The sequence below is a fragment of the Actinomadura craniellae genome (assembly GCF_003289645.1).
Classification (GTDB): Bacteria; Actinomycetota; Actinomycetes; order Streptosporangiales; family Streptosporangiaceae; genus Actinomadura_D; species Actinomadura_D craniellae.
This window is the reverse complement of record NZ_QLYX01000001.1, coordinates 195,049-215,641: the sequence shown is the minus strand read 5'-3', so window position 1 is coordinate 215,641 and position 20,593 is coordinate 195,049. Positions and strand designations below refer to the sequence as shown.

At 71.8% G+C, this 20,593-nt stretch carries 2 protein-coding genes; both read left to right on the top strand.

All coding sequences use genetic code 11. The annotated features are described in order from the left end of the window. Positions 1–4: 4 nt before the first annotated feature. Positions 5–20,350 carry a non-ribosomal peptide synthetase gene (locus tag DPM19_RS00860; protein WP_111862805.1) on the top strand — a complete coding sequence of 6,782 codons (20,346 nt, stop codon included), beginning with the start codon at positions 5–7 and terminating at the stop codon, positions 20,348–20,350. Continuing rightward, positions 20,347–20,583: a phosphopantetheine-binding protein gene (locus tag DPM19_RS00855; RefSeq protein WP_111862804.1), complete on the top strand. Its 237-nt coding sequence runs from the start codon at positions 20,347–20,349 to the stop codon at positions 20,581–20,583. The genes DPM19_RS00860 and DPM19_RS00855 overlap by 4 nt, the downstream gene beginning before the upstream one ends. Positions 20,584–20,593 lie beyond the last annotated feature (10 nt).

The following is a 20,593-nucleotide window of genomic DNA, read 5'->3' as shown; positions in this document are numbered from 1 at the left end:
ATTCATGTCTGGCCGACTTGTCCCGTTGACCCGGGCCCAGCGCGGCGTGTGGGCGGCGCAGCGCCTGGTCCCCGAGGCGACGGCGTTCCGGATCGGCCAGCTGGTGTGGTTGGACGGCCCGATCGACGCCGCGGTCTTCGCGGACGCGGTCGAGCACGCCTTCGCGGAGTCCGAGGCGCTGCGCACCAGGTTCACCGAGGTGGACGGCACGGCGTACCAGAGCGTCGAGGAGGCCGCGTCGTTGCCGACGACGGTCGTCGGCGAGCCGGCCGGCGACGATGCGATCCGGCGCCGGGTCCGGGCCGCCTACCGTACGGTCATCGACGTCGCCGAGCCGTCCCGCTCCGAGTCCGTCCTGTTCCGGCGGGACGGCGGCGCGTGGGCCTGGGCGTTCACGACGCACCACCTCGTGCTGGACGCGTACGGTCTGTCGCTGTTCACCCGCCGGGTCGCCGAGATCTACACGGCCCGGCTGCGCGGCGCCGCGCCCGTACCGCGCTGGTTCGGCAGCCTGCCGGACGTCGCCGGAACCGAAGCCGAACCGGCTGCGGACCACCGCCTTCCCGAGGAATGGACGTCACTGTTCGGGGAGGCCGAGCCATTCGGTCACGCGGCGAACGCCCGCGTCGACGAGCTGTTCGCGCTTTCGCAGCAGCAGGTCACCGCCCCGCTGCCGGCCGGCGCGTGGGAACGGATGCAGGACCGCGCCCGGCGGTCACGGGTGAGCTGGGCGGCCTACCTGACCGCTCTGTGGGGCGTCTACACCGCCCTCGGCGAGAACCGCCGCGAGCTGATCGTGCGTGTCCCGTTCATGATGCGCGACGGCGCCGCAGCCCTCCGCACGCCCGGCATGCTGGTGAACTCACTGCCGGTCGTGGCACGGCTGTCCGGGACGTCGTCGCTGGACGAGATCGTGCACGGCGTGGCGCGGCAGCTGCGCACGACGAGCCGCGACCGGAGCCTGACCGAGGAACAGGTGGCCCGCACCTGGCCGGGCGGCGAGTTCGACTACCTGTGCCTCCCGGTCATCAACATCAAGGCGTTCGACTACACGGCCCGGTTCGGCGACCTGACCGGCCGGCAGGAGACCGTCAACGCCGGCCCGGTGGGACGTCTCGAACTGGTCGTCTACTCGGACCCGGTGCACGGTTCCCGGCTCGACCTCGCCGGCCACGAGTCGCTGATCGGGCCGGCCGAGCTGGCGGAGCACGCGGAGCGCTTCGCGAGCTTCGTGGCGGCCACCCTCGACCGTGACGCCGGCACCGCGATCGTCGCGTTGCCGGCCACGATGACCCCCGCCGAACAGGCCCTGCTGGACGATCGCGGCGCCGGCGAGGTGCTGGAGGTGCGGCCGCTCACCCTGGACGGGTTGATCCGGCAGCAGGTCGCCGCGGCCCCGGACGGGGTCGCGGTGGTCGGCGACGACGGGACGGAGTTGACGTACGCGCAGTTCGACGCGCGGGTGAACGCGACGGCCCGGGCGTTGCTCGATCGCGGGGTCGGGATCGGTGACCGCGTGGCGGTGATCCTGCCGCGTTCGGTGGACCTGGTCGTGACCCTGGCCGCGGTGGTGCGGGTGGGCGCGGCGTTCGTGCCCATCGACACCTCGTATCCGTCCGGCCGGATCCAGACCATCCTGGAGGACGCCGCCCCCATCCTGGTGATCGAGCAACCGTTGGAGGGCGGCACAGGAGAACCGGAATTGCCGCGGCCATTGTCGCCGCGTGACGTGGCGTATGTGATCTTCACGTCCGGGACGACCGGCCGGCCCAAGGGCGTGGCCGTGTCCCATCAGGCCATCGTCAACCTGATCGCCTGGCGCCAGGAGACCTTCCCGATCGCAATGTCGGATCGGGTGCTGCAGAAGACCTCCGTCGGGTTCGACGTCGCCGTCCCCGAGTTCTTCTGGCCGCTGACCGTGGGGGCCGCGGTCCGGTTGATCCGCCCGGCCGGAGAACGTGACCCCGAATACCTGGCCGCGGTCCTGCGCAACGAGTCGATCGGGTTCGTCGAGCTGGTCCCGACCGTGCTCCAAGCCATGCTGGACACCGGATTCGACCTCGCCGCGTCGCCGTTGCGGCACTTGTCGGTCGGTGGGGAGGCGCTGCCTGCCGGGCTGGGCCGCCGCCTGCAAAGTGTTCCTGGTGTGAACGTGTGGAACACCTACGGGCCCACCGAAGTGGCCGTGGACGCCACCGGCATCGACCTCGCCGACGTGGACCTCGCGCACGTCCCGGTCGTGCCGATCGGCGGCCCGGTCGCGAACGTGCGGGCGGTCGTGCTGGATGCCTGGCTGCGACCGACCGCACCCGGCGTGGTGGGCGAGCTGTACCTGGGCGGGGTGCAACTGGCCGACGGGTACATAGGCCGCCCCGGCCTGACCGCCGAACGCTTCATCGCCGACGACTACGGACAACGCCTCTACCGCACCGGAGACCTGGTCACCTGGAACGACCACGGACAACTGGAATTCCTCGGCCGCACCGACGACCAAGTCAAAATCCGCGGATACCGCATCGAACTCGACGAAATCCGCAACGTCCTGGAAACCCACGAAGGCGTCTCGGCCGCCGCGGTCATCGCCCTGGACCACCCGGCGGGCGGGAAGTTCCTGGCCGCCTACGTGATCGCATCCGTGCCAGTGGAGGCGCTGCGTTCGCACACCGGGGCCCGGCTACCGGACTACATGGTCCCCACCACCTTCACCCGGCTCGACGCCCTGCCGGTGACGGCGAACGGCAAACTCGACCGGCGAGCCCTGCCGACGCCCGACCTGGGCGGCACGGCGGGACGGGCACCGCAGACCCGGACCGAGCAGGTCCTGGCCGAGGTGTTCGGGGAGATCCTCCAGCTGCCCTCGGTGACCGTCGACGACGACTTCTTCCGCCTCGGCGGGCACTCGTTGCTGGCCACCCGCGCCGTCACCCGCGCCAACGCCCGCCTCGACGCCTCCTTCACCCTCCGGAACCTGTTCGACCACCCCACCGTCGCCCGGCTCGCCGCACTCCCGGAAGCGTCATCGGCCATGGCCTCGCGTTTCACCGGGGTCCCCCGGCCCGCGGAACTCCCGGTCTCGTACGGGCAGCAGTCGTTGTGGGTGATCGAGCAGCTCGGCGGGCCCGGTTCCCGCTACGTCGTCCCGCTCGTACTGCGGCTGACCGGCACGCTGAACGAGGCCGCCCTGCACGCCGCCCTGCGCGACGTGGTGGCCCGCCACGAGGCGCTGCGGACGCTGATCATCGAAGAGGACGGACAGCTACGGCAGGTCATCGTCTCCGCGGACGACGCGACCTCCCGGCTTCCGCTGAAGGTGGCGGCGTTCAGCGACGCACGGGTCGCCGAGGTCGTCCAGGGCGGATTCGACCTGGGTGTGGATCTCCCGGTCCGTGCGGCGCTGCTGCGCGTCACCGGCGCGGAGTGGGTGTTCGTGCTGGCGATGCATCACCACGCGGTGGACGAGTGGTCGTCCCCGGTTCTCCTGGGCGACCTGTCGACCGCCTACCGGGCCAGACTCGCGGGCGCCCGGCCCGCGTGGGAACCGCTGCCCGTACAGTACGCCGACTACGCGGTCTGGCAGCGTGAGACGCTCGGCGATTCCGCCGACCCGCAGTCCGAGCTGGCTCGGCATCTCGACCACTGGCGCGAGGTGCTGGACGACGCGCCGCCGGAGTCGACGATCGCGCTGGACCGGCCCCGACCGGCCGAACCCACCCACCAGGGCGTCGACGTCAACTTCACGATCCCCACGGACACCGTGGCGGGCCTGCGGACCGTCGCGGACGACCTGGGCGTCACCATGTTCATGGTCGTCCACGCGGCAACGGCGTTGACCGTGTCGGCGCTCGGCGGCGGCGACGACCTCGTGATCGGATCACCCGTCGCGGGCCGCACCGAGCACGAGTTGGAAAGCGTGGTCGGTTACTTCGTCAACACGCTGCCGGTCCGGCACCGGCTGAAGCCCGCCGACACCATCACCGACCTCCTCCTGCGCACCCGGCAGACCGTGCTCGAAGGATTCGCCCACCAGGCCGCGCCCTTCGAGGAAGTGACGCGGGTGGCGGGGGTCGAGCGGTCCCAGGGCCGCAACCCCCTCTTCCAGATCATGCTGACCCACCACGCCGACGCGCAGACCGACGACGTCGTGCTCGACGGTCTCATCGTCGAGAACATCCCGGCCACCCTCGCCGCGGCGAAGGCCGACCTCGAACTCGACCTCGTGGAAACCGGAACCGGGCTCGACGGCCACCTCACCTACGCCACCGACATCCTCGATCCCGCCACGATCGACCGGTTCATCACGGCGTTCGAGCGGGTCCTCGCGGCGATCGCCGCGACCCCGACCATGCCGGTGGCAGAGCTGGCACTGCTGCCCACCGGCAACGTCACCGCGGTGGCCGGCGCGGCGCTGGAGGTGCGGCCGCTCACCCTGGACGGGTTGATCCGGCAGCAGGTGGCCGCGACCCCGAACGGGGTCGCGGTGGTCGGCGACGACGGTACGGAGCTGACGTACGCGCGGTTCGACGCGCGGGTGAACGCGGCGGCCCGGACCCTGCTGGACCGGGGCGTGGGGATCGGTGACCGGGTAGCGGTCGTGTTGCCCCGGTCGGTGGATCTCGTGGTGATGTTGGCCGCGGTGGTACGGGTGGGTGCGGCGTTCGTGCCGATCGACACCTCGTATCCGGCGAGCCGGGTGCGGACCATCCTGGAGGACGCCGCCCCGGCTCTGGTGGTGACCGACTCGGCCGGCGCCGCCGGGTTGGCGGACGTCACCGTGGGTCGGGTCCGGTTGGATGACCCTGCGGTGGCGGCGGTGCTCGATGCCGGCTGGGCCGAGTCTCCGGTGTTGGCGCGTCCGTTGTCGCCGCTCGATGCCGCGTATGTGATCTTCACATCCGGGACGACCGGCCGGCCCAAGGGCGTGGCCGTACCGCACCAGGCCATCGTCAACCTGATCGCCTGGCGGCAGGACACCTTCCCCATCACGGAGACCGAACGAGTCCTGCAGAAGACCTCCGTCGGGTTCGACGTCGCCGTCCCCGAATTCTTCTGGCCCCTCACCATCGGAGCCGCCGTCCGGCTGATCCGCCCTGACGGTGAACGGGACCCCGAATACCTGGCTCAGATCCTGAGCAGCGAGCCGATCGGGTTCGTCGAGCTGGTCCCGACCATGCTCCAAGCCATGCTGGACACCGGATTCCAACCCGCCACGTCACCCGTAAGGCACTTGTCGGTGGGCGGGGAGGCGCTGCCTGCCGGACTGGGCCGCCGCCTGCAAAACGTTCCTGGTGTGAACGTGTGGAACACCTACGGGCCCACCGAAGCGGCCGTGGACGCCACCGGCATCAGTCTCGCCGATGTGGACCTCACCCACGTCCCGGTGGTGCCGATCGGCGGCCCGGTCGCGAACGTGCGCGCACTCGTGCTGGACGCCTGGCTGCGGCCGACCGCACCGGGTGTGGTGGGCGAGCTGTACCTGGGCGGGGTTCAGCTGGCCGACGGGTACGTGGGCCGCCCCGGCCTGACCGCCGAACGGTTCATCGCCGACGACTCCGGGCAACGCCTCTACCGCACCGGAGACCTGGTCACCTGGAACAACCAGGGACAGCTGGAATTCCTCGGCCGCACCGACGACCAGGTCAAAATCCGCGGATACCGCATCGAACTCGACGAAATCCGCAACGTCCTAGAGGACCACGAAGGCGTCTCCGCCGCCGCGGTCATCGCACTCGACCACCCCGCCGGCGGGAAATACCTCGCCGCCTACGTGATCACATCCCTGCCGGTGGACGAGCTGCGCGCCCACGCCGAAGCCCGGCTACCCGACTACATGGTGCCCACCACCTTCACCCGGCTCGACGCCCTGCCGGTGACCACCAACGGCAAACTCGACCGGCGTGCGCTGCCCGTCCCCGACCTGGGCGGCGGGGCCGGACGCGCACCGCAGACCCAGACCGAGCGGGTCCTGGCCGAGGTGTTCCGGGAGGTCCTGCGGTTGCCGGCGGGCTCTGCGCTGTCGGTGGACGACGACTTCTTCCGCCTCGGCGGTGACAGCATCCTGTCGATCCAGGTGGTGTCGCGGGCTCGCCGGGCCGGGGTGACAGTGACGGCGGCGGAGATGTTCACCGCCCGTACGGTCGGTGCGCTGGCGCGGGCGGCCGAGCGGCACGACGCCGCGGCCGTGCGGGAGTTCGCCGTCCTGGCCGAGCAGTCCGGGTCCGGCCTGTGGCCGATCGCCGCCGCCGAGGCCGATCTCCCCGGGTTCGGCGCGTTCACGCAGTCGTTCACCTTCGTCACCCCGCCCGGCCTGACCGAACCGGCCCTGCACCGGATCCTCGGGCGCGTGATCGAGCATCATCCCGCGCTGCGCGGGCGGCTCGTGCGCGGCGACGGGCACGAGTGGCGCTTCGAGACCCGGCCGTTCTCCGCCGAAGCAGTCTCCCGTCAGACCTCCGCGGAATCGGTCGCCGGTCACACCTCCGCCGAAGCGGTCGCCGGCCAGTCCTCCGCCGCGTGGTCGGCACCCGCGTGGCCGCAGCGGGTCCGATCCGCCACGGCGGAGCTTTCCGAGTCGCTGGACCTGACGGGCGGGGTGCTGTGGCGTGCCCGCTGGTTCACCGGCGACGCCGGGTCCGGCGGCAGGCTGCTGTGGGTGATCCACCACCTGGTGGTGGACGGCGTGTCCTGGCGCATCCTGGGCGACGACCTGAAGCACGCGTGGGAGCTGGAGACCGGCCGGACCACCGAGCCCCTGCCGCCGGCCGGGACGAGCGTGCCCACGTGGACGCACGCCCTCGCCGGTCGCTCGGCCGACGCCGACGTCACCGGCCAGCTCGCCCACTGGTCCGGCGTGGTCGCCGGTGACGATCCACTGATCGGCTCGCGCCCGCTCGACCCGGCACGGGACACCGAGGGGACCGCCGGAACGGTCGAGGTGTCGGTGCCGGCGGAGGCCACCCAGGCCGTCCTGACCGAGGTGCCGCGCCTGCTGTCGGCAGAGGTCGACGACGTCCTCCTCGGGGCGCTCACGATCGCGATCGGCGCCTGGCGTGCCCGTCGCGGAACCGACCACCGGCGCGCCGTCGTGGGGCTGGAGGGGCACGGCCGCCAGGAGTCCCTCGTCCCCGGCGCGGACCTCTCCCGTACGGTCGGGTGGTTCACCAGCTGGTTCCCCGTCGCGCTGTCCAGCGACGACATCGATCCGACGCGGGCCCTGGCCGACCCGCGGCTCGCCGCGGACGCGGTGCTGCGGGTCAAGGAGCAGCTCCGCCGGGTTCCCGACCGCGGTACCGGTTACGGCCTGCTGCGCCACCTCAACCCCGCCACCGCTCCGGCTCTCGCCTCGGGCGGCGTCCCGCAGTTCGGCTTCAACTACCTGGGGCAGTTCCGCGGCGACGGATCGGAGCGGGCCGCCGCCTGGAGCGGGGCGCCGGAGACCGGCGGCCTCGACGGGTACTCCCCCGGCGAGCTGCCGTTGCCGGCGGTGATCGACATCAACATCGCCGCCGTCCCCGGCGCGGGCGGCCTCGTCCTGGACGGCACGGTCTCCTATGCCGCCGGTGTCATCGGCGAGCAGGACGTCCGCGAACTCGTCGGGTTCTGGACGGCCGCGCTGGCCGCCCTGGGCCGCTACGCGGGCACGGCGGCGCACCGGCGGCGCTCGCCGTCGGACCTGACCTCCCCCGGCCTGACCCAGGCGGACGTCGACGCGTGGGAGGCGCGGTACGGGGAGCTGACCGACGTGCAGCCGCTCACGGCCCTGCAGCGGGGCATCACGTTCGAAACCCTCCTCGGCGCGGAGGACGGGGCGGTGGACGTCTACATCACCCAGACCGTCCTGCACCTCGACGGCGAGGTCGACCCCGACCGGCTGCGGGTCGCCCTGGACCGGGTACTCGAACGGTTCCCGCAGTTGAGGGCGGCGATCGCCGCCACCGGCGCCGGGGAACTCGTCGCCGTCATCCCCGCGGCCGCGGTGACGCCGTTCACCGCGACCGGCCCCGGAATCCCGCTCGACGAGGTGCTCGGCCGTGACCGGGCAGAGCCGTTCGACCTGCGGTCGGCGCCGCTCACCCGCGCGGTGCTGCTGACCGCCGCGCCCGGCCGGCACACCCTGGTCTGGACGATGCATCACGTCCTGGCCGACGGGTGGTCGAGCCCGAGGCTGGTCGAGGCGTTGCTGGACGCGTACCGGAACCCCTCCTCGCGGCCCGAGCCGGACCGCGTCTACCCGGCGTTCCTGTCGTGGCTGGCGGCTCGGGACGAGCGCGCCTCGCTGGCGCGGTGGGCCCGGGCGCTCGCGGCGGTGGACGAGCCGACGCTCGTCGCCCCCGGCGCCTCGATCACGTCCCCGGTGTTCCCGGACGAGTTCGAGGTGGTCGTCGGCCCGGAGACCCACTCGGCGTTGCAGCGGGCCGCCCGCTCGGCCGGCGCCACGTTCAGCAGCCTGATCCAGGCGGCCTGGGGGGTCTTCCTCAACAGCATCACCGGCCGGGAGACGGTCGTGTTCGGCACCGCGGTCTCCGGCCGCCCCGCGGAGGTCGACGGTATCGAGGACGCGGTGGGGTTGTTCATCAACACCGTCCCGACCCCCGTCACCGTGACCGGCAATCCCACCCTCGGGGAGCTGATCGCCCAGGTCCAGGAGCAGAACACCGCCCTTCTGGACCACCACCACGTGCCGCTCGCGGAAGTCCAGCGGGCCACCGGGTTCAACCCGCTGTTCGACACGCTCGTCGTCCACGAGAACTACCCCGTCGACGAGGAGCAACTGGCCGAGGTGCAGCAGGGCACCGGGATCACGCTGCGGCATGCCGACGGGCGGGATGCCACCACGCACCCCCTCGCGCTCACGATCGTGCCGGGCCCCGACTCGGCCGTCCTCGAGTTCTCCTACCGGCCCGACGTGCTGGACCGGGCCACGGTCGACCGGTTCGCCGCGATGTTCGAGCGGGTGCTGGCGGCGATGGCGACCACCCCGGACGTACGGGTGGCGGAGCTGGCGCTGCTGCCGGCCGGCGATGCGGTCGAGATGACGGGCACGCCCCTGGAGGTGCGGCCGCTCACCCTGGACGGATTGATCCGGCGGCAGGTGGCCGCGACCCCGGACGGCATCGCCGTCATCGACGACAACGGCCTCCATCTGACGTACGCGCGGTTCGACGCGCGGGTGAACGCGACCGCCCAAGCGCTGCTCGGCCGGGGTGTCGGGATCGGTGACCGGGTGGCGGTCGTGTTGCCCCGTTCGGTGGACCTGGTCGTGACCCTGGCCGCGGTGGTGCGGGTGGGCGCGGCGTTCGTGCCGATCGACACCTCCTACCCGGCGGGCCGGGTGCGGACCATCCTGGAGGACGCCGCCCCGGTCCTGGTGATCGAGGAACCGCTGGAAGGTCTTCCGGGCGAACCGGTATTGCCGCGTCCGTTGTCGCCGCTCGATGCCGCGTATGTGATCTTCACGTCCGGGACGACCGGCCGGCCCAAGGGCGTGGCCGTACCGCACCAGGCCATCGTCAACCTGATCGCCTGGCGGCAGGACACCTTCCCCATCACCGAAACCGAACGAGTCCTGCAGAAGACCTCCGTCGGGTTCGACGTCGCCGTCCCCGAATTCTTCTGGCCCCTCACCACCGGAGCCGCCGTCCGGCTGATCCGGCCCGGCGGTGAACGAGACCCGGAGTACCTGGCCCAGATCCTGAGCAGCGAGCCGATCGGGTTCGTCGAACTGGTCCCGACCATGCTCCAAGCCATGCTCGACACCGGATTCGACCTCGCCGCGTCGCCGTTGCGGCACCTGTCGGTGGGCGGGGAAGCGCTGCCCGCCGCACTGGGCCGGCGTCTGCAGGGCGTTTCCGGTGTGAACGTGTGGAACACCTACGGGCCCACCGAAGCCGCCGTGGACGCCACCGGCATCAGTCTCGCCGACGTGGACCTCACCCACGTCCCCGTGGTGCCGATCGGCGGTCCCGTCGCGAACGTGCGGGCGGTCGTGCTCGATGCCTGGCTGCGACCCACCGCACCGGGTGTGGTGGGTGAGCTGTACCTGGGCGGGGTGCAACTGGCCGACGGGTACGTGGGCCGCCCCGGCCTGACCGCCGAACGGTTCATCGCCGACGACTCCGGGCAACGCCTCTACCGCACCGGAGACCTGGTCACCTGGAACAACCAGGGACAGCTGGAATTCCTCGGCCGCACCGACGACCAGGTCAAAATCCGCGGATACCGCATCGAACTCGACGAAATCCGCAACGTCCTGGAAACCCACCAAGACGTCTCCACCGCCGCCGTCATCGCACTCGACCACCCCGCCGGCGGGAAATACCTCGCCGCCTACGTGATCATCCCGGTGTCGGCAGATGCGCTACCGGTAGAGGAGTTGCGCGCCCACACCGAGGCCCGGCTACCGGACTACATGGTCCCCACCACCTTCACCCGGCTCGACACCCTGCCGGTGACGGCGAACGGCAAACTCGATCGGCGAGCCCTGCCGACGCCCGACCTGGGCGGCACGGCGGGACGGGCACCGCAGACCCGGACCGAGCAGGTCCTGGCCGAGGTGTTCGGGGAGATCCTCCAGGTTCCCTCGGTCTCCGTGGATGACGACTTCTTCCGCCTCGGTGGGCACTCGCTGCTGGCCACCCGCGCCGTCATCCGCGCCAACGCCCGCCTCAACACGTCTTTCACCCTCCGGAACCTGTTCGATCACCCCACCGTCGCCCGGCTCGCCGCACTGCCGGAAGCGTCATCGGCCATGGCCTCGCGTTTCACCGGGATCGCCCGGCCCGAGGTGCTGCCCGCCTCCTACGGGCAGCAGTCCCTGTGGTTGATCGAACAGCTCGGCGGGCCCGGTTCCCGCTATGTCGTCCCGCTCGTACTACGGCTGACCGGCACACCGGACAAAACCGCTCTGCACACCGCCCTGCGCGACGTGGTGGCCCGCCACGAGGCGCTGCGGACGCTGATCGTCGAAGAGGACGGGCGGCTACAGCAGGTCATCGTCCCCGCCGAGGACGCGACCGCCCGGCTTCACCTGGAAGTGGACGCGTTCAGCAACACCCGGTTGGACGAGGTCGTTCAGGGCGGATTCGACCTGGGTGTGGATCTCCCGGTCCGTGCGGCGTTGCTGCGCGTCACCGGCGCGGAGTGGGTGTTCGTGCTGGCCATCCACCACCACGCCGTGGACGAATGGTCCTCCCCCGTGCTGCTGGACGACCTGTCGACCGCCTACCGGGCCAGACTCGCGGGCGCCCGGCCCGGGTGGGAACCGCTGCCCGTACAGTACGCCGACTACGCGGTCTGGCAACGCAAAGTCCTCGGCGACCCCGCCGACCCGCAGTCCGAACTCGCCCAGCAGCTCGATTACTGGCGCGAGGTGCTGGACAGCGCACCATCGGAGTCGACGATCGCGCTGGACCGGCCCCGGCCGGCCGAACCCACCCACCAGGGCCTCGACGTCAACTTCACGATCCCCGCAGACACCGTGGCGGGCCTGCGGACCGTCGCGGACGACCTGGGCGTCACCATGTTCATGGTCGTCCACGCGGCAACGGCACTGACCGTGTCGGCGCTCGGCGGCGGCGACGACCTCGTGATCGGATCACCCGTCGCGGGCCGCACCGAGCACGAACTCGAAAACGTCGTCGGCTACTTCGTCAACACACTCCCGGTCCGGCACCGGCTGAAGCCCGCCGACACCATCACCGACCTCCTCCTGCGCACCCGGCAGACCGTGCTCGAAGGATTCGCCCACCAGGCCGCGCCCTTCGAGGAAGTGACGCGGGTGGCGGGGGTCGAGCGGTCCCAGGGCCGCAACCCCCTCTTCCAGGTCCTGGTGGACCATCACACCGACGCGCAGTCCGACGACGTCGTGCTCGACGGCCTGGTCGTGGAGAACATCGACTCCACCCTCGCCGCGGCCAAGACCGACCTCGAACTCGACTTCGTCGAGACCGCGACCGGGCTCGACGGCCACCTCACCTACGCCACCGACATCCTCGGCCCCGCCACGATCGACCGGTTCATCGCGACACTCGAGCGAGTTCTCGCGGCGATCGCCGCGACCCCGACCATGCGGGTCGCGGAGCTGCCACTGCTGCCCACCGGCAACGCCGTCGCGGTGGCTGGCGCGGCGCTCGAAGTCCAGCCGCTCACCCTGGACGGGTTGATCCGGCAGCAGGTGGCCGCGACCCCGAACGGGGTCGCGGTGGTCGGCGACGACGGGACGGAGCTGACGTACGCGCGGTTCGACGCGCGGGTGAACGCGACCGCCCAAGCTCTGATCGACCGGGGTGTCGGGATCGGTGACCGGGTGGCGGTCGTGTTGCCCCGTTCGGTGGACCTGGTCGTGACCCTGGCCGCGGTGGTGCGGGTGGGCGCGGCGTTCGTGCCGATCGACACCTCCTACCCGGCGGGCCGGGTGCGGACCATCCTGGAGGACGCCGCCCCCGCCCTGGTGATCGAGGAACCACTGGAAGGTCTTCCGGGCGAACCAGTGCCGCCGCGTCCGTTGTCGCCGCTCGACGTCGCCTACGTGATCTTCACCTCCGGGACGACCGGCCGGCCCAAGGGCGTGGCCGTGTCCCATCAGGCCATCGTCAACCTGATCGCCTGGCGGCAGGACACCTTCCCCATCACGGAGACCGAACGGGTCCTGCAGAAGACCTCCGTCGGGTTCGACGTCGCCGTCCCCGAATTCTTCTGGCCCCTCACCACCGGGGCCACCGTCCGGCTGATCCGGCCCGGCGGTGAACGAGACCCCGAATACCTGGCTCAGATCCTGTGCAGCGAGCCGATCGGGTTCGTCGAGCTGGTCCCGACCGTGCTCCAAGCCATGCTGGACACCGGATTCGACCTCGCCGCGTCGCCGTTGCGGCACCTGTCGGTCGGTGGAGAGGCGCTGCCCGCCGCGTTGGGCCGGCGGCTGCAGGGTGTTCCTGGTGTGAACGTGTGGAACACCTACGGGCCCACCGAAGTGGCCGTGGACGCCACCGGCATCAGTCTCGCCGATGTGGACCTCGCGCACGTCCCGGTCGTGCCGATCGGCGGCCCGGTCGCGAACGTGCGGGCGGTCGTGCTGGACGCCTGGCTGCGACCGACCGCACCCGGCGTGGTGGGCGAGCTGTACCTGGGCGGGGTACAACTGGCCGACGGGTACATAGGCCGCCCCGGCCTGACCGCCGAACGCTTCATCGCCGACGACTACGGACAACGCCTCTACCGCACCGGAGACCTGGCCACCTGGAACAACCACGGACAACTGGAATTCCTCGGCCGCACCGACGACCAAGTCAAAATCCGCGGATACCGCATCGAACTCGACGAAATCCGCAACGTCCTGGAAACCCACCAAGACGTCTCCACCGCCGCCGTCATCGCACTCGACCACCCCGCCGGCGGGAAATACCTCGCCGCCTACATCATCACCCCGATACCGGCAGAAGCCCTGCCGGTAGAAGCACTGCGCGCCCACGCCGAAGCCCGGCTACCCGACTACATGGTCCCCACCACCTTCACCCGGCTCGACACCCTGCCGGTGACGGCGAACGGCAAGCTGGACCGGCGTGCGCTGCCGACCCCCGACCTCGGAACCACAACCGGGCGAGCACCACAAACCCAGACCGAGCGAGTCCTGGCCGAGGTGTTCAGCGAAATCCTCCACATGCCCTCGGTCTCCGTGGACGACGACTTCTTCCGCCTCGGCGGACACTCACTCCTGGCCGCCCGCGCCATCACCCGCGCCAACACCCGCCTCAACACGTCTTTCACCCTCCGCAACCTGTTCGACCACCCCACCATCGCCAAACTCGCCGCACTGCCGGAAGCAGCGCGGAGCGCGGCCGCCGCCATCCAGCGTTTCACCGAGGTCACCCGGCCCGAGGTGGTGCCCGCCTCCTACGGGCAGCAGGCGTTGTGGGTCACCGAGCAGGTCGCCGGGGAGAGCATCTACCGGACCGGTGACGCGTTCCGGTTCACCGGCCGGGCCGATGTCGCCGCGCTGGAGCGGGCGCTCGGCCGTCTGGTCGAACGCCACGAGGTGCTGCGCACGACGTTCACGTTCGACGGCTCCGGCGCGCTGGCCCAGGTCGTGCACCCGGCGCCGGGCACCGGCCTGCTGAACGTGGAACAGGTCCCGGCGGAAGCGGTACGGGACCGGATGGCGGCGCTGCTGAACGAGCCCATCGACATCACCGCAGAGTCCGGGATGCGGTTCACGCTGTTGCGGACGGAGGAGGCCGACATCCTCGCGGTGTACGGCCACCACATCGTCACCGACGAGCAGTCCAGCGCTCCGCTGCTGCGGGACCTCGATGCGTTCTACACCGAGGAGACCGGCGGCGCCCGGGCCGAACTCGCTCCGCTGGCCGGGCAGTACGCGGACTTCGCGGTGTGGCAGCGGCAGGTTCTCGGCGAGCGCGACGACCCGGACTCCCTGTTCTCCGCCGAGCTGAACCACTGGCGGGAGACACTCGACGGCCTGCCGGCCGAGACAAAGCTGCCCCTCGATCACGCACGCGCCGACAGCGGAACCAGGACGATCCGCTCGATGTCGGTCGAGCTCGCCGCCGAGGAGATCGGTGACCTGCTCGACGTGCTGGCCGAGCGTTCGGCCACCCCGTTGCACGCGCTCGTCGGGGCGCTGGCGCTCGCGTTGTGGTCGGAGGGGGCGGGGACGTCGGTCCCGGTGGGCACCCCGGTGGACCTGCGCGACGACCCGGTCCTGGACGACCTGGTCGGGTACTTCGTGAACACGGCCGTCGTCCGTGCCGACATCGCGGCGGACCGTGGTTTCGAGCAGACCCTGCGTTCCGTCCGTGATCGGGCGATCGAGGCAGGTGAGCACAAGCTGGTGCCGTTCGAGAGTGTCGTGGAGGCGGTCAACCCGCCGCGCCTGCCGGGGGTGAGCCCGCTCTTCCAGGTGATGGCCGCCTTCTTCGACCCCACCGACGAGTGGAACGCCGTCGCGGGAAGGCATCTCACGCAGTACGCGCCCGACGAGCCCACCTACACCGAACTCGACGACGACAACGCCCCGCCCGCGTTGTTCGACCTGGTCTTCGCCCTCGGCCGGGAGGCGGGCGGCGGGTACCGCCTGCACCTGGACGCCGCCCGGGAGCTGATGTCGGCCCGGACCACGCGGCGCCTGCTGGCGACCGCGCGGCTGTTCCTGGTGCTCGGCGGCCGCCACCCGGCCCTGCCGGTGGTCCAGCTCGCGGAGCTGGTCCGGCTGGCCCGGGACGGCGCGGACGCCACCCCCGCCGGGGACCTCGCGGCCGGGGATCTCGGGGCGGCCTATCGCCTTGCGATCCCGCGGTTCGACATCGCCGACGCGCCGTTGTGGCGGGCCGCCGCCGAGCACCTGTCACTCGCCTCGCCCGGTTCCGGGACGCTGGCCCTCAGCATCGACGACGAGGGACGCGGCCGGCTCACCACCACGAGCCGCAACCCCGAGGTGCTGGACGCGCTGGCCCCGCTGGCCGCCCGACTGGTCGAGTCCTACCAGGCCGGCGCCGTGCTCTCGGTCATACCGGCGGAGCAGGCCGGTGTAGCCGCTCTGGACGCCGCCGCCCTGCGCGAGGCGCTGCAGGATCGGTTCTGGGACGACCACGTCGACGCCCTCGCCGACGCCGAGCCCTGGGAGCCTTCCGGCGAGGGCACGTCCCGTACGGCCGGGACCGCAGCGGGCCTGGCGCCGGTGCGGTCCGGGGATCGGGCCGCCGTCCGCACCCATCTGGTGGAGGCGGTGGTGCGGGCGCTGGGGGTCACCGACGATCTGGTGATCGAGTTCGAGGAGCCGGGTCCGGCCGGTGCGCTGCGGCGCTTCCCGGCAGCCGTCACAGGCGACCTCTGCGACCGCATCGTGGCCGGTGCGGGGGTGGCGCCGGATCTGGCGGAGGCGCTGTCGTGGGAGCCGCGGCGCGCCGAGGAGTACGCGGCCCTGCTGCGCGACCCTGCCCTGAGCCGGTTCCTCGACGACGTCCCCGAGCCTGGTGTGCGCATCGGCCTGTTCCGCACGGACGCCGAAGGCTCCGCCCCGGACGGCCCGCCCGCGTCCGCCCCGACAGGCATTGGGTCCACCCTGGCGAGCGCCGTGTCCGTGACGGTGCTCGTCGGGACGGGCGGCCGGGTGTCGGTGCACGCCGAGGTGGCGTCCGGGACCGGTATCGACGCGCGGCGGTTCGCCGAGACGGTCCTCGGCGACCTCGCGGCCCGGGGGGTGGTCGCCGGCGACGCCGAGCCCGGCCGGCCCACGCTGCGCCGGGCCGACCGGCTGCCGCTGACGACGGCCGAGGCCGACCAGGTACGCGCGCGTTACGGCGCCGACGCCGAGTTGATGCCGCTCTCGCCGTTGCAGAGCGGCCTGCTGTACCACATGTTCCGCTCCCGGGAGACCGACGACCACAACGCGTACGTCTCGCAGGTCACCCGGGATCTGTCCGGCGCCGTCGACCCGGCCCGGATGGGTGCGGCGGTCGCCGCGGTGCTGCGGCGCCACCCCAACCTGCGCGCCGGTTTCGTGGCGCTGGGAGCGGGCGAGGTGCAGGTCGTCCCGGCCGGCACGCCGCTGCCCTACCGGGTCGTCACGCAGGCCGAGTGGCAGGCGGAGGCGGGCGACCCGGCGGCCTTCCTGGCCGCGGAGCGGGAGGTGCCGTTCGACCACGAGCGGCCGCCGCTGCTGCGGTTCGTTCTGCTGGAGGTCGCCCCGTCGTCGTGGACGCTCGCGATGACCTTCGAGCACATCCTGATGGACGGGTGGTCGCTGAACCTGGTCATGGCCGAGGTGATCGCGGCCTACCACGACCCGGACCAGGCCGACCGCGTCCCGGCCGTGCCGTTCCGGAACTACCTGGACTGGCTGGCCGGCCGTGACACCGAGGCCACCCACACGGCCTGGCGGGACTACCTCGCCGACCTGGCCGGCCCGTCGATCGTCCGGCCGGCCGGGGGCGACCTCGACGGCCGGGTCGAGACCGGCGACCTGCACCGCGATCTCGACCCGGCCGACGCGGCGCGCGTCTTCGCCGCCGCCCGGACCGCCGGCAGCACGGTCGGCACCCTGCTCCAGGCGGCCTGGGCCATCACGCTGGGCCGGCTCACCGGCAGCGGCGACGTGGTGTTCGGCAACACCGTCTCGGGACGCCCGCCCGAGCTCGCCGGCGCCGAGCAGATCGTCGGCCTGCTGTTCAACACGCTGCCGCTGCGGGTCAGGCTCGACCCGTTCGAGAAGGTCGGCGACCTGCTGTCCCGGATGCAGATCGACCAGGCGACCGTGATCGACCACGCCTACGCCTCGCTCAGCCGGATCCAGGACGACGCCGGCCTGGGCACCCTGTTCGACACCCTGTTCGTCGTCCAGAACTTCCCCTACGAGGTGGGCGGCGACGAGGGCGCGGACACGAAGGTGACCGGCGGCGGGCTGAACGACGCGACCCACTACCCGCTGACGTTCGCGGTCAACCCGTGGGAGGCCGAGGGCGTCCCGGCCGTGCACGTGCGGCTCTCGTTCCGCCGCGACGCCTACGAGAAGGACGCGGCCGACGCGGTCCTGGAACGCTACCTGCTGGTGTTGCGGTACCTCACCGAGCATCTCGCCGAACCCGTCGGCGGCGTTCCCGCGCTGCTGCCCCACGAGCCGGGTGCGGGGGGCGGCGACGCCGTGGCGCGTCCCGTCGACGAGGTGACGGTCGGCGACCTGCTGGCTCAGCAGGTCGCGCTGTCACCGGAGGAGACCGCGCTGGTCGCCGGTGACCGCCGCTACACCTTCGGCGAGTTCTCCGCCGAGGTGCACCGGTACGCCCGGATGCTGCTGGACCAGGGGGTGCGGCCCGAGCACCGGGTCGCCCTGCTGCTGCCGCGGGACGAGCGGATGGTGATCGCGATGTTCGCCGTGTTCGCCGTCGGCGCGGCGTACGTGCCCATCGACGCCGAGCACCCCGACGACCGCATCGGCTACATGCTGGCGGTCGCCCGGCCGACGGTCACCCTGGTCACCGACCGCGACGCCCACCGCCTCGGTGACCAGGGCACCCGCCAACCCGACAACCAGCCCGACGACCGGAACACCCACCAGCCCGGCAACCGGGCCGGTCGGATCGTCAATCTGGATGATCCCGGTGTCCGGGAGGGGATCGCCGGGCATGGCACCGGCCCGATCACGGTGGCCGAGCGCGGCGGCGCGGTGTCGCTGGACAACCTCGCCTACGTCCTGTTCACCTCCGGCTCGACCGGACGCCCGAAGGGTGTCGCGGTCGGATACCGGGGGCTGACGAACATGTACGCCAACCACGTGGAGGAGATCTTCGACCGGGTCGTCGCGCACCAGGGCGGCCGGCGGATGAAGATCGCGCACACCACGTCGTTCTCCTTCGACGCCTCCTGGGAGCAGCTGTTCTGGCTGCTCAACGGGCACGAGGTGCACGTGATCGACGAGGAGTTGCGCCGCGAGCCGGCCCGGCTGCTGGCCTACTACGACGAGGCCCGGATCGACGGTTTCGACGTGACCCCGTCCTACGGTCAGCTGCTCGTCGACGACGGCCTGCTGGAGCGGGACCGGCCTGCGGGCCGGTCGGTGTCCGCCGACGCGCCCGGCGTGGTGTTCGTGTCGCTGGGCGGGGAGGCGGTGCCGGAGCGGTTGTGGCAGCAACTGCGCGACGCGCCGGGCGTCGAGTCCTACAACCTGTACGGGCCGACCGAGTACACGATCAACGCGCTCGGCGCCGACCTGGCCGACAGCCCCACGTCCAGCGTGGGCAGGCCGATCTTCAACACCCGTGCCTACATCCTGGATGAGAACCTGCAGCCCACGTTGCGGGGCGTCGCCGGAGAGCTGTACCTGGCGGGCGCCGGCATCGCCCGCGGCTACTGGGAGCAGGGGGCACTGACCGCCGAGCGGTTCACCGCCTGCCCCTGGGAGCCCGGGCAGCGGATGTACCGCACCGGCGACCTCGCGCGCTGGACCCCGGACGGGAACATCGACTTCCTGGGCCGGGCCGACGACCAGGTGAAGATCCGCGGCTACCGGATCGAGCCCGGCGAGGTCGCGGACGCGCTGGCGGCCGACCCGCAGGTGGCCCGCGCGGCCGTGATCGCCCGCAGGGACGCGGCCGGGACCGTGCAGCTGTACGGCTACCTGGTACCCGCCGGCGGCGATCCCGCGAGCGTCGACCTCGACGCCGTCCGCGCGCGGGTGCGCGGGCTGCTGCCCGACTACATGGTCCCGGCGGGCCTGGTCGCGGTCGCGGACATCCCGCTGACCGTCAACGGGAAGATCGACGCCCGCGCCCTGCCGGAGATCGAGACCGCCGGCGCGGAGTACGTCGCGCCGCGCACCGGCACCGAGGCGCTGATCGCGGACGCGGTCGCCGAGCTCCTCGGCGTCGCGCGGGTCTCCGCGTCGGCGAACTTCTTCGAGATCGGCGGCAACTCCCTGCTCGCGATGCGCCTGGTGGCGCGGGTGAACGCCGCGGGCGACCACAACCTGCTGGTGAAGCAGGTGTTCGCCCACCAGACGGTGGCGGAACTCGCGCAGAGCGTGGACGACCGGGCGGCGTCGTCCGGTCCCACCCTGCACGACGCGGTGGTGCTTCCGCTGCGCGAGGGAGCAGGCGGCCGGACGCTGTTCTGCTTCCACGACTACACCGGCCTGGCCACGATGTACCGGCGGCTGCTCGGCCTGCTGCCGGCCGACTGGGACGTGTACGGCCTCCAGGACCCGGCGCACTCCACCCTGCAGGTGGACTTCGCGGACCTCGCGGACCTCTGCCGCGCCTACGCCGACGTGATCGTCGAGACGCGGCCCGCCGGGCCGTACGACCTGCTCGGCTACTCCTGGGGCGGGCACCTGGCCTTCGGTGTCGCCCGGGAGCTGATCGCGCGCGGTCATCGGGTGCGCGGTCTCGGGATCGTCGACGCCGTCCCGAGCGCCGAGGGCCCGCTCCAGGAGGAGATCGACGTCGTCGGGGTGAAGATGGCGGAACTGCTGGCCGACGTCACCCTCCAGGACCGCGTCGCCGACCAGCTGGAGGAGAACGAACGCCTGGAGTTCGGCGAGCGCCTCTTCGGCGGGCTCAACGTCGCCCAGCGACGCGCGATCGCCATCTCCGCCGCCCGCACCGATGCGCTGCTACCGACACCGACGACCGGTGTGCTCGACGTGCCGGCGCTGCTGGTCGCGGCCACGGAGGACGGTGAGCACGAGGACTATCCGGAGCAGCTCGCCGGGATGTGGTCGCCGTTCCTGCCGAAGCTGCGGATGGTGCCGGTCCCCGCCGACCACCTGGAGGTCATCACTGAGGACGAGCACACGCAACGGTGGGTGCCCCGACTCGTCGAACTGCTCACTGAAGGAGAAGGGGAATGAAGATCACCGACGACCAGGCTCTCGCCGACATCGCCGACCTGCTGTACCTGGAGCCCGGCGATCTCGACCACGAGGCCGATCTGCGCGACCAGGGCATGGACTCCGTACGGGTCATGGAACTCGTGGAGAAGTGGCGGGCGGCCGGGCTGATGGAGATCGACTACATCATGCTCGCGGAGGACCAGCGCGTGACGCACTGGCTCACCGTGCTGCGCGGGCTGCAGAACGCCTGACCGGCCCGCC